Consider the following 11987-nt stretch of genomic DNA (forward strand, 5'->3'; position numbering starts at 1 on the left):
TCTATATTACTATATTTTGGAAACATATGGTTTAGGAAATGGCAGAATAAAAAGAAAATAAAAAATACTATCCTTTCTATGTAACATTACGTTGAAAAGATAGTATTTCTATTATATGACTACTGCATTTTGATAGGAGTTACGACAGCATAGAGGTTTTCTGTTGGATTAGCGATGTTTACTTCGATAATTTTGTAGCCGTCTTGATCCTTGTAATCATTGGTAATAGGTGTTTTAATCTGGTTGCTCATGTTCTTTACTTCCCTTCTAACTATTTTCTCACACAATAGGTAGTATATGATGGGAAACCGAATATGTGCATACGAATAAAAATATTTTTAATGAGAATCAATTTGTTAGTGCTTCGTCACGTACTCGTTCCATGAATTCTTTTACAACATGATTGTTCGCATTCTGGCTACTGAGTTTTAGCATAGCTCGACCAACAAAATTTACTCCTTTGTTTTGTCCTTCATAAATGAACTTTGTGTGGGACTCGTCTATTTTTACTAATGTATAGGTTGTCTTAATTTCAAAGGCTTTCCCTAATACAAAGCTTGTCTGTTTAAGCTTTAGATCCTCTTTGTTTTCATATTGTTTGGTTTCAACAATGTACGTCTCCAATCGTTTTCCTTCACGATATGTTTGTTGGTGCTTCGCTCCGACCTCAATTTCTGATTTTTCGATTAGGGTATGTTCTTCCACTTTGGGCATGATCTTTTTAATGTTTCGATCCGCAAACAAACTCCATACCTTTTCAATATTTGCTTCGATTATCATTTCTTCTTTCCACTGAATCATTCTATTTCCTCCTTGCCTGATGCGAGAAATTCATCAATTTCTTTACGTTGTTGACGAAGTTCATCCATTTCCTTTTCGATCTTGTATCTTTTTTGCAATAGTAATTGATCTAAGTTTGCGAAAGACTCGTCTTCCATTACTGAAATCATTTCTTGAATGGAAAAGCCTAGTTTCCGAAGTTTCACTAAAAGCACTGCTAGAAAATAGCTGCCATCATCGTAGTAGCGATACTTGTTTTTTGGGTCGATGTAAGCTGGTTCGAGCAGTTTTACCTCGGCATAATACCGTAACGTTTCCTTACTTAAACCTGTCATTTCAGCAAAATCACTAATTTTATACATCTTTATTTGTCCTCCCCTATTATCGTAAACTATGGGGTACACTACACAGTCAATAGTTTTATAAATCTATTATATCCAACCTAGGACGGTTTGTTTAAGTTTGTCCATCTTGTAGTTCTGAATACCGTAGTTCTTCTATATATTTAGTAATAGAATCTAGTAGGAAGAAAGGTGGTATTTTATATGATAGAAAATTCGTTTTATACGCAAGAATTTCATGGCCCATATGAACTACATAATCTAGGAGATTTTGTACTTGAAGAAGGAGGAAACATTCCTAATTGCCATCTTGCCTATGCAACATACGGTGAGTTAAACGAGGCAAAGGATAATGTTATTGTGATCCCTACTTGGTTTTCTGGTACAAATAAGGCATACGAGCCTTATATTGGAGAAGGGCGAGCACTTGATCCTTCCAAGTATTTTATTATAATTATGAACCAAATTGGGAATGGGCTGTCTAGTTCCCCTCATAATAGTCCTGCACCAATAAGTATGGCTAGTTTCCCGAATGTTAGAATTGGTGATGATGTCCGGGCACAGCATCAGTTACTTACAGAAAAGTATGGAATTGAGGAAATTGCCCTTGTAGTTGGTGGATCGATGGGTGCACAGCAAACATATGAATGGGCAGTCAGATATCCAGACATGGTGAAACGTGCGGCTCCAATTGCGGGGACTGCTAAAAATACGATACATGATTTTATCTTCACAGACACCTTAATGGAGGCTATTACATCAGATCCAGGCTGGAATGACGGAAACTATCAGTCTAGTGCGGATGTGACAGATGGGCTAAACCGACATGCGAAAATATGGGCTGTTATGGGACTAAGTACAGAGTTTTATAAGCAGGAAAAATGGACCGCGTTTGGTGTGAATTCTGTAGATGAATTTGTAAATGACTTTTTACAACCTCTATTTGCCGCGATGGATCCAAATGCGTTACTAACAATGGCGTGGAAATGGCAGCGCGGAGACGTTAGTCGTTTAACAGATGGAAACCTAGAAGAAGCACTTGGAAGGATAAAAGCAAAAACTTTTGTCATGCCTATTGATGAAGATATGTTCTTTCCACCAAGAGATTGCGAAGCCGAACAAAAAATGATCCCTAATAGTGAGCTTAGAGTTATTACAAGCATCTGTGGTCATTTTGGTTTGTTTGGTGGAGATGGTCCAGCTTATTTTGAGCAAATTGACAAGCATCTAGGTGAGTTGCTAGCAACTCCGGTTTAGAATGTTTGACTCTAGAATCTTTAGTTAAATCTTAGAAAGTGCTGGAATTAAGACGGCGAATTAGCAAATTCGTACGCTAGTTTTTGTAACCATTTTGAAAGACCGCCTACATCTAGTGGACGGTCTTTTTTGTTACTTATTTAAATTTATCTGGAAACTGTTTGACAATGCCATCCGTTAATAAGTCACCCATATGTATTAAGTGTGTTTCATTTTTGTCTGCAGTTTGGATGTATGCTTTCCATTCCTTCTTAAGTCTATCTACTACTTCATCTGTTTTTCATTCAAAGTGCGTATAAGGGTTTCTTATGCTAAGGAGAAGAAAATAGATTTTGATGTGTAAAATTTATCCAAAATAGCCATATTAGAAAAATAAAATGTTAGAAAGGATGGGTATTAATGGAGAAAAACGAACACCTGAAGAATCAAGTACTTTACATAACGAATCCAGCGTATGATGCGTTACATGCTGAAAGTAATGAGGAAACAAACCATGATGGAGCCCAAGAGGAAAAGGCTCTTGAGCAGATGTCTCAAACAGACGTAGATAAGTAGTCAAAATAAGGATGACAAATATTTTTTGTACTTGTCATCCCTTTCCTTTTGTTACGATAAAGGTGTGATTTCTACATTTAATACCCCTACACTTGGTGCGGCACCTAATGCTTCAAAAGCCTTCCGATGGAGATTGATTCGGTTAGCAGGATAATTTTTTACCTCATCAACTACCGTAACTATAATGTCCTGATGTGGAACAAACGTTACATTTCGTATACGTAATTGCTGACCACATTTGTAAGGACTTTTCTCTCCGACAGCCACTGTCATGTTGTTATCATAGGACCACCCAATTTCACACTTTGTTGGGGTCCCTCCCCATGTCCACGTTGCTTTTCCTAAAATTGTCTCTGGGTTTCGATTCCAATCCCATCCATAATATGGTCCCGGGTATTGTGGTGTGTATGGCTGATAGTAATGCTGTTCATACATATTCCGTGTATCTACGTAACCATGACAATAAGGGCAGTAAAAACCAGACATTTGTCGTGTCATCTCTTTTCTTCTCCTTTTTCTCTCATATTTTCTAATTACTTCGTCTACTTAAATGTATGTGCGACGACAATTTTTGGTTCCTATTTCGGATTTCTGTCGTAAGACTTTGTGATTACACATATACTTCTTTGGGATGAACCATAGAAATCGTGAAATATAGATTTCTAGAAAGTGAGTGAAAATAGATGACAATTCTTGAAGTGAAAAATCTAAAGAAATCGTTCGGTACAATTCATGCTGTGCAAGATATTAGCTTTTATGTAAACCCTGGCGAAGTGTTCACGATTATTGGACCGAATGGTGCAGGTAAAACAACTACACTTGAAATGATTGAAGGTTTGGTTACTCCTGATCAAGGTGACATACAATTTGGAAAGCTAACATGGGATAAACATGCAACAGAGATAAAAAAGAAAATTGGGGTTCAACCGCAATCTGAGGCAATGTTTGACCTGCTAACGCCAGAGGAAAATTTAGAATTGTTTGCTTCCTTTTACGATTATGCGCGGTCTGCTGAAGAAATTTTACAACTAGTTAATCTAATGGAGCACCGAAAAAATCAAGTGAAAAAACTATCTGGTGGACAACGACAAAGATTAGCAATCGGACTCGCGATGATTAGTGATCCTGAAATTATTTTTCTGGATGAGCCAACCACTGGACTGGATCCTCAAGCACGTAGGAATATATGGGATATCGTCTTGGAGCTAAAAAGGCTAGGGAAAACGACTATTCTTACAACTCATTATATGGAAGAAGCTGAGAAACTGAGTGATCGTGTTTGTATTGTTGATCAGGGCAAAATTGTGACAATCGATACTCCTTCCGCCCTTATTGAAAAATTGACAAAGGAACGAGAAGTAAGATTATCCTTTCTAGACGGTGAAAAAGTCGCGATGAAAGCGGAGGAAATTTCGAATGCCCTAGAAACAGTTACTAGAACTGAACGCCATGGCAGTAATGTAAAACTCTGGACGATTCAACCAGAAGAAACGTTATATGACATCTTTAAATTTACAAAGGAGAATAATTATTCGGTTGAGCAGGTTTCAATTCGTGAAATGAGTCTGGAAGATGTGTTTATCTCCTTTACCGGTAAGGAATGGAGGGATTAAATGAATCAGTTTAAGAAAATGTTTTCTGCACAATGGAAAATGACGCTCCGTGAAAAACAAGCTTGGTTTTGGGGAATCTTTTATCCTGTTATTTTAATGAGTATTTTTATGCTTATATTTGGTGGTTCTTCAAGCGAAGATTTTCAAGCTAAGGTTGCGATTGTAAATAACAGTAGTAACGAAAACTCAGAACTGTTGCTCTCTCAAATATCCAGCATTCCAATCTTACAAATCGAAACAAAAGAACCTGTTAGTAAAGATACAGCCATCCATTTAGTAAAAGAAAAAGATGTTGATGCTGCAATCGTATTACCGGATTCAGGAGAAGGAAATTCGATTGGACTTATTGTTAATAAAGAAGATGAACAATCTGTTTCCACCCAAGCGGTTTCAGCGATTTTAGATAAACTTGTTCAACAAGCGAACTTATCAGTTGTCGGAGCCTCTCCTACTTATACGATTGAATTTGAGTCAGTATCTGCAGGCAATACTGAATTGAGCTATACTGATTTTCTTTTAACAGGTATGATCGCTTTGTCGATATCACAAGGTGGAATGTTTGGTATGGTTGGTATGGTTGACATGCGACGAAAAGGATTGATTAAAAGACTACGTATGACCCCTGCGCACATGGGACTTTTTGGGTTGAGTGATATCATCATGAGACTATTATTTAGTGTTGTACAAATCGTACTATTAACCCTAATTGGAATTTTATTATTTGGCGCGAATTTGTTCATTAATTTTCCGAGTCTACTTGTCATATTTTTAATTGGCTCACTAGCGTTTACTGCAATGGGATACCTCTTCTCTTCTTTTAGCAACACAACACAAGCGTATATGGGAGTTGCGAATATTAGTAGCTTTCTGATGATGTTTTTAAGTGGCATCTTCTTTCCGGTTGAAACAATGCCTGATTGGCTACAGCCTATTTCAAACATTTTACCACTTACTTATTTTGCAGAAGGATTGAGAGATAGTATGGTCTATGATACTAGTATATTTACAGCATCACTTTGGCTTGGAATAGGCAATATTGTAATCTGGGGTCTTCTATCTTACGGTATCGGTTTGTGGTTATACAGAAGTCGATCAATTGTGGAAACGAGATAACAAAAAAGAGCATCGCTAATGATCGATGCTCTTCTTTGTGGGATCATAGTATGCTGTACCTCTGCCGATCAATCGGTACTATCAGTAGATGCACGAATTAACTGAACAAGATCAGATTTGTTTGTCACAAGGTCTTCTAATGTATAGCTTTTTAGTACATTAATAAATGCCTGAAGTGCTTCATAAAGGGCATGCTTTAATTTGCAAGAAGGAGAAATCGAACAGTATCCCCCACCGTCTTTAAAGCAATCTACTATTGTAAAATCATCCTCTGTTTTGGTAACGACTTCTCCAATGTTTATATCCTTTGGATGCATTGCTAGCTTGAATCCCCCGTTACGGCCCCGAACGGTTTTGATATATTCTAGCTTTCCTAAATGATGAATAATTTTCATTAAATGATTTTTAGAGATATGATACGTATCTGCAATTTCCTGTATGGTACTTAATTCATCCTCATTTTTCATAGCTAAATACATGAGTACGCGTAAGGAATAATCGGTATAGTTTGTTAACTTCATTCTACTAAAACTCCTTAAATTGATGAGCTTTCTATTCTATTATAGCACGAAAGTCCCGGCCCCTCGTAAATGTGACAACTTTTTAAAAGATGTATTTTTAGGGTATCTTTTGTTATCACTGTCGTTATATTATAAACATGTATAGTAAATATATGTTTAGGAAGGGCGTTTTTTCGTAATGTTAAATCAAAAAACAATTGAAATCATTAAAAGCACAGTTCCAGTTCTTGAAAAACACGGAAAAGATATCACAACACGTTTTTATCAAGTAATGTTTAGTAACCATCCTGAATTATTGAATATCTTTAATCATGCCAATCAAAGACAAGGACGCCAACAAACTGCCCTTGCAAATACTGTATATGCAGCAGCAGCAAATATTGATAACTTAGGAGCTATTCTTCCAGTTGTAAAACAAATTGGTCAAAAACACCGTGCATTAGGAATTAAGCCAGAGCATTATCCTATCGTTGGTGAAAATTTACTTGCTGCCATTAAAGATGTTCTTGGTGATGCAGCTACCGATGAAATAATCAATGCATGGGGAGAAGCATACGGTGTCATTGCAGATGCATTTATTGGTGTTGAAGAAGAAATGTATAAAGAAGCTGCAGAACAGTCTGGAGGTTGGGCTGGATTCAGAAACTTCATTGTTGATCGAAAGGTTACTGAAAGTGAAGTCATTACTTCCTTTTACTTAAAACCTGAGGACGGAAAAGAAATCGCGTCATACAAGGCTGGTCAATATCTAACTGTAAAAATTCAGCCTAAAGGTGATACGTATACACATCTACGTCACTATAGTCTTTCTGATGCACCTGGTAAGGATTATTATAGAATCAGTGTAAAACGTGAAGAACATGGTGTGGTTTCCTCATTTTTACATCAAGATGTGAATGAAGGCGATGTTGTTGCCATTAGTGCTCCAGCAGGTGACTTCGTACTTAATGAAAAAGCGACACCAGTTGTGCTTATTAGTGGAGGAGTTGGGTTAACACCAATGGTTAGTATGCTTCATACAATTGTAGAGCAACAGCCAGAACGTGAAGTAATGTTTATCCATGGTGCACTAAATAGTCAGGTTCATGCATTAAAGGATGAGGTAGCGGAAATAGCAGCAACAAAAGAAAATGTGAAGAATTTTGTAGTGTATTCTTCCCCTACCGAACAGGACAAACAAGAGATGAATTTTGATAAGGAAGGCTTTGTTGACTTAGATTGGTTAAAAGCGACTGTTGACTCAAAGGAAGCAGATTTCTATTTCTGCGGTCCAGTGCCATTTATGAAGATGATGTACAACGCGTTAAAGGTTTGGGGAGTTGCCGATGATAACATTCATTTTGAATTTTTCGGTCCAGCAAGTGAATTACAAGAACCTGTTACCGAAACAGTAAATGCCTAAGTAAGTAACTAGTGATTTCTCAAACTAGTTAAAAGCCATCTAGCTTTTATGCTAGATGGCTTCTATGTTGATTAGGAAATTATAAAAATCAACGTTGTAAATGAGTTTATCTACATCCAGCTCCAGCGCCTAGCCCCTCGAGGTCATAAGCCAATCCGTCAAGAAGGTTAAAGAGCAACCTTCTCACCGTCTCGTCTTATGCTTGTCGGGGCTGATCAAGGCGCTTGCGCTTTTGTCTTTAAGCAGCAGCTTTTTTCGTTTTCTTCTTTTCCTCTGGAATCAACAGATTCAGAACAAGTACGGCAATTGCCCCAACAGCAGTACCAGAAGAAAGAATGTAATTTGCGAAGTCTGGTACGCTATACAAAATTTCTTTTGGCATAACAATCGTTCCAACAGTTAAAAGGATAGGAACACCAATTACCATCATATTACGATCATCAATATCTATATGTTGAATAACTTTAAGTCCATTCATCACGATGGCTACACAAACGACACCAAAGATCCCGTTGATAACTGGTTCAGGGATACATGTAATAATCGCAGATAGCTTTGGAATGAGACCAAGAACAATTAAAATAACACCTGCAGCGATGATTGCCATACGGCTCGCAACACCTGTAATCGCGATAATTCCTGCATTTGATGAATAGCCAGTCATTGGAGTTCCACCAAATAAAGAACCTACAAAACAACCAATTCCTTCCCCTGCTGATGCACGATTTAGACGTTTGTCATTTAATTCTTCCCCAGTAACCGTTGAAACTACAAACCACGTACCAGTTGTCTCAATTAAAATAATCATATAAATGAATACCATTGTTAACACAGCTTGTAGATCAAAAACGGGTGCACCAAATGGGAAAAAGCTAGGTAATGAAATCCATGCTGCATCCTTAACTGGTGAAAAATCTACATTTCCGAATATGGAAGCAGTAATTGTTCCTACAACAATTGCGAAAATAACAGAAAGCAAACGGAAGAATGTTCCTGTTCCTGATTTCTTGCGACCAAGTAACATACTAATGATTAATACTCCGGCTGACACAGCAGCAATAAGTACGTTATGACCTACATTTCCCGGTGCTGAATAAATGCTGTTAAATGCACTCGGCATTAATGAAATTCCTACAATGACAATAACAGTTCCGCCTACTAATGGAGGAATAATCTTTCGAACGGTTTTAGCAAAAACTTTTAGCGGATAGCCTAAGATCGCAATTAGGAGTGCCCCAGGTAATAAACTACCAAATACAGCCCCCATTCCAAGCTTCCCGCCAATTGCAGCTAATGCACCTATCGGAACGTAGGAAGGTCCTTGTACCACAGGCAATTTTAATCCCCCAATTGTCTGGATAAGCGTTGCGATACCAGCTGCAAGGAAACACATTTGAATAAAGTAAGTTGTGTTCATTGTGTTTAAAGCTAGTAGTCCCGCAATAATAATTGGTGCGATGTAAAGATCCATAGCTAGAACATGCTGAAAACCTAATAATAGTGATTTTCCCACACTGATTTTGTCATTTACACCGACTGTTAAGTTCGGGTTTTGCACTTTTTGTTCCACTACTCTTCCCCCTAGAAATGAAAAATATGAAAAATGACTGCTACTTCAGAGTGTAATACTCTGGTTACGAATGGTAAAAACGGAATGATTCAGAAAATTGCTTTTCGTGTAACATATTTTGCATTATAAATAAAGATTCCAAAAATGTAAATACAAAATACGAATATTTATTTATGCGGTTTATTTAATGTTCGGTTTTTGTTGACTAAATAAAGAATTATCACTAGAATATAATCAGGGAATACAAGAAATAAGGAGGATTGGTCATGTTAGTTGAAGACCAAGTATTACGAGATAATTGGGTGGTTGCAGCAAAAGCTGAAACGATTAAAGAAGAACCTCAACAAGTCATTGTTTTAGGGGAAAGAATTGTACTTTTTAGAACTGAAGATGGTATTCATGCGTTTAAAGACCTCTGTGTACACCGTGGTGCGGCTCTTTCATTAGGATGTGTAAAAGATGGACAACTTGTCTGCCCTTATCACGGATGGGAATACAATTCGGAAGGTGAATGTACAAAGATACCTCAGCTTCCAGAAGGTAGAGCGATTCCGCTTAAAGCGAAAGCAATCAAATATTTATGTAGAGAAGAATATGGCTATGTGTGGGTCAATTTAAATAATAATAATCCAAAAATGTTTACCTATCGTCCGTTTCTAGATGATAGTTATCGAAATGTGTTATGGGGACAAACTGAAATTCATGCAAACCCACCGAGGGTTGTTGAGAACTTCCTAGATGTGGGTCATCTCGCTTTTGTTCATGAAGGTTTCCTTGGGGTTCAAGATAAACCAGTTATTGGGGACTACGGTGTTCATCAGGATGAGGAACGTATTTATTCAGATGAAATTGCAATATTTCAACCAGATCCAGATGGTACTGGTGTATCGAAAGACGTGTATTATACGTACGAAGTGTTTAATCCACTTGTTGTACAGTTTACAAAAAGAGACCCGGATTCAGATAATAAAATGACAATTGTTCTTATGATTCAACCAGTAACAGAAGGTAAATCAATCGCTCACGGTATTATTTCTTTTAACTATGATACAGGAACATCAGATCAAGAAACGATTGAGTTTCAAGATATGATATTTGCACAGGACAAACCTATTGTTGAAAATCAAAAACCTGAAGACCTTCCGTTAGATCTACAGGTTGAACTTTCTTTAAAATCAGATCGTATGAGTATTGCATACCGACAATATTTAAAAAAATTAGGTGTAACATTAGGAACTGCCTAAGGTGGAGTTCTGATAAGTGCCCTTCCCTACATAGTTGTATGGAAAGGCACTTTTTTATAGTCTGAAAAGATCCCGAAACCTCATGACATTATAGAAAAAAGCGGCATCCCTACCTTGTTTTGTATACCGATTTCTATTATGACGTAAACAGTTCATAAATGCATGATCGCATTCACGCGACGGGCCATATCTCTGATAACATAGGTCATGTCTCATGCAGCAAGAGTCGACTTGGTTGGTTGGCGGACCTGATCCCCCGCAGCCTGGTCCACACCATCTATAACCAGGCATACAAAAACCGAACCCCCTTCTTTGATTCATTCTCTTCCCCTCCTTTATCCTACCTATGTAATAAAATATGTAACAATAATCTTAAAAGAGAGGGCTGATGCAACAAAACTTCAAACTAATTAGATATAATATGGAATCAAAGAGACTAGTAAAAGATCAATAAAAAAAGGCAAGCTGATGTAAGAATCGAGCTTTGCCTTTCATCATATCCCTAGTTTCTCTAGCAGCCAGTCTTGGATTTCGTCCTTTGTTTCGTTTCCAACCTTTAGTGTACCTAATACAACCCCTTTTCCAATTAATTGAATTTCTGGCGCAGCCACATCCTTTGTTACGTTTATACTGTATGTAACTGTTTCAATATGTCGGATTGGAATTCTATTGACATTAATAACCCCCTCAGTTACTAAATATCCATCATCTGTAATTGTGATTTTATTTTTTCTCCATGAAATTTCGTTTGAGGATACCTTCTTTTTTGACGACTCTTTTGAACTAAATAATCCCATTTTACCGTTCCCCCTTTATCTCTATCTTTTATTCTATCAAAAGTTTGGATAATTTTGTAAAGTTTATCATATAAATTACATGAAAAAATAGAACCATTTACATTTGTAACCACGATGAGAAGTGGTGTACAATTTGTACCAGCACTGTATTACTCTATAAGGAGAAAAAAGAATGAAGAGTATCGTACAAAATTTTATCAAAGGAATTTTAACGATTGTTCCTATTATTTTAGTTGTGTATGTTGTGTTTAAAGTGTTTATGTTTTTAGATGGCATCTTAGGGAGTTTCCTTAAACCGTATTTAAGGGAGGATTATATTCCTGGAATAGGCTTACTGCTTACGTTTGTTCTAATTACTATTTTAGGTTGGTTGTCAACAAAGTTTTTTACCGGAACCGTCTTTCGAGTAGTTGACAGATTACTAGAAAAGATTCCATTAATTAAAACGCTCTATTCTGTTATAAAAGACACATTCAACTCGTTTCTTGGAGAAAAGAAGTCCTTCTCGAAAGTTGCTCTCATCACGATTCCAGGAACAGAGGTCAAAGCAATAGGCTTTATTACCACAGAAGATGTTGCAAGTTTTTATGATCCTCTACAGGATTATGTAGCTGTTTATGTTCAACAAACGTTTCAGATTGCAGGCTTCACTTTTTTATTTCCAAAGGATGAAGTCGAAATTATTGATGTGAAACCAGAGGATGCAATGAAGTTTATTGTTTCAGGCGGGATGACTACTAAATAGTTACACTATAATTGAAAGAGAACGCACTAGGAGGTGCGTTCTTTCTCTT

Annotated in this window: 15 protein-coding genes; 7 read left to right on the forward strand and 8 right to left on the reverse strand. The window is 37.0% G+C overall.

Annotation, left to right across the window (positions count from 1 at the left end; translation table 11 throughout):
* Positions 1 to 119: 119 nt before the first annotated feature.
* From ACWNMY_RS21240 to ACWNMY_RS21250, 3 genes are all read right to left on the reverse strand, one after another.
* On the reverse strand, positions 120 to 251 hold the full coding sequence (locus tag ACWNMY_RS21240; protein ID WP_449540240.1) for a hypothetical protein: 132 nt from the start codon (positions 249 to 251) through the stop codon (positions 120 to 122).
* A 97-nt stretch (positions 252 to 348) separates the two neighbouring features.
* A complete protein-coding gene (locus ACWNMY_RS21245) occupies positions 349 to 801 on the reverse strand; it encodes an SRPBCC family protein (protein ID WP_449540241.1) in 453 nt (150 codons plus the stop codon).
* Complete coding sequence (locus ACWNMY_RS21250) at positions 798 to 1142, reverse strand: MerR family transcriptional regulator (RefSeq protein WP_449540242.1); 345 nt, start codon at positions 1140 to 1142, stop codon at positions 798 to 800. The genes ACWNMY_RS21245 and ACWNMY_RS21250 overlap by 4 nt, the downstream gene beginning before the upstream one ends.
* Before the next feature lie 183 nt (positions 1143 to 1325).
* Here ACWNMY_RS21250 and ACWNMY_RS21255 point away from each other — a divergent pair, with 183 nt between their 5' ends.
* A complete protein-coding gene (locus ACWNMY_RS21255) occupies positions 1326 to 2378 on the forward strand; it encodes an alpha/beta fold hydrolase (RefSeq protein ID WP_449540243.1) in 1053 nt (350 codons plus the stop codon).
* 399 nt (positions 2379 to 2777) lie between these two features.
* Positions 2778 to 2933, forward strand: a complete 156-nt coding sequence (locus ACWNMY_RS21260; RefSeq protein WP_449540244.1) for a hypothetical protein — start codon at positions 2778 to 2780, stop codon at positions 2931 to 2933.
* Between the two features lie 51 nt (positions 2934 to 2984).
* Here ACWNMY_RS21260 and ACWNMY_RS21265 read toward each other — a convergent pair whose 3' ends face one another.
* Positions 2985 to 3431 (reverse strand): RlpA-like double-psi beta-barrel domain-containing protein, encoded by a 447-nt coding sequence (locus tag ACWNMY_RS21265; protein ID WP_449540245.1) that lies wholly within the window; start codon positions 3429 to 3431, stop codon positions 2985 to 2987.
* A gap of 185 nt (positions 3432 to 3616) precedes the next feature.
* Between ACWNMY_RS21265 and ACWNMY_RS21270 the strand changes: the two genes are divergently transcribed.
* Together ACWNMY_RS21270 and ACWNMY_RS21275 are read left to right on the forward strand one after the other, a co-directional pair.
* Positions 3617 to 4546, forward strand: a complete 930-nt coding sequence (locus tag ACWNMY_RS21270) for an ABC transporter ATP-binding protein (RefSeq protein ID WP_449540246.1) — start codon at positions 3617 to 3619, stop codon at positions 4544 to 4546.
* Complete coding sequence (locus ACWNMY_RS21275) at positions 4547 to 5659, forward strand: ABC transporter permease (protein ID WP_449540247.1); 1113 nt, start codon at positions 4547 to 4549, stop codon at positions 5657 to 5659.
* 68 nt (positions 5660 to 5727) lie between these two features.
* On the opposite strand, the gene ACWNMY_RS21280 is transcribed toward ACWNMY_RS21275, so the two are convergent.
* Positions 5728 to 6180 (reverse strand): RrF2 family transcriptional regulator, encoded by a 453-nt coding sequence (locus tag ACWNMY_RS21280; RefSeq protein WP_449540248.1) that lies wholly within the window; start codon positions 6178 to 6180, stop codon positions 5728 to 5730.
* A 178-nt stretch (positions 6181 to 6358) separates the two neighbouring features.
* On the opposite strand from ACWNMY_RS21280, the gene hmpA reads away from it, so the two are divergent.
* Positions 6359 to 7582: an NO-inducible flavohemoprotein gene (gene hmpA / locus ACWNMY_RS21285; protein WP_449540249.1), complete on the forward strand. Its 1224-nt coding sequence runs from the start codon at positions 6359 to 6361 to the stop codon at positions 7580 to 7582.
* A gap of 238 nt (positions 7583 to 7820) precedes the next feature.
* Here hmpA and ACWNMY_RS21290 read toward each other — a convergent pair whose 3' ends face one another.
* A complete protein-coding gene (locus ACWNMY_RS21290; protein ID WP_449540250.1) occupies positions 7821 to 9152 on the reverse strand; it encodes a uracil-xanthine permease family protein in 1332 nt (443 codons plus the stop codon).
* A 266-nt stretch (positions 9153 to 9418) separates the two neighbouring features.
* Between ACWNMY_RS21290 and ACWNMY_RS21295 the strand changes: the two genes are divergently transcribed.
* The gene (locus tag ACWNMY_RS21295; protein ID WP_449540251.1) at positions 9419 to 10396 is read left to right on the forward strand and encodes a Rieske 2Fe-2S domain-containing protein; all 978 of its coding nucleotides are present in this window, start codon (positions 9419 to 9421) and stop codon (positions 10394 to 10396) included.
* A 54-nt stretch (positions 10397 to 10450) separates the two neighbouring features.
* Here the strand turns inward: ACWNMY_RS21295 and ACWNMY_RS21300 are convergent, their stop codons facing one another.
* Both ACWNMY_RS21300 and ACWNMY_RS21305 read right to left on the reverse strand, forming a co-directional pair.
* Positions 10451 to 10717, reverse strand: a complete 267-nt coding sequence (locus ACWNMY_RS21300; RefSeq protein WP_449540252.1) for a Parvovirus coat protein VP1-like protein — start codon at positions 10715 to 10717, stop codon at positions 10451 to 10453.
* A gap of 173 nt (positions 10718 to 10890) precedes the next feature.
* Positions 10891 to 11193: a hypothetical protein gene (locus ACWNMY_RS21305; RefSeq protein WP_449540253.1), complete on the reverse strand. Its 303-nt coding sequence runs from the start codon at positions 11191 to 11193 to the stop codon at positions 10891 to 10893.
* 172 nt (positions 11194 to 11365) lie between these two features.
* Between ACWNMY_RS21305 and ACWNMY_RS21310 the strand changes: the two genes are divergently transcribed.
* Positions 11366 to 11938, forward strand: a complete 573-nt coding sequence (locus tag ACWNMY_RS21310; protein WP_449540254.1) for a DUF502 domain-containing protein — start codon at positions 11366 to 11368, stop codon at positions 11936 to 11938.
* Positions 11939 to 11987 lie beyond the last annotated feature (49 nt).

The sequence above is a fragment of the Ferdinandcohnia sp. Marseille-Q9671 genome (assembly GCF_976954385.1).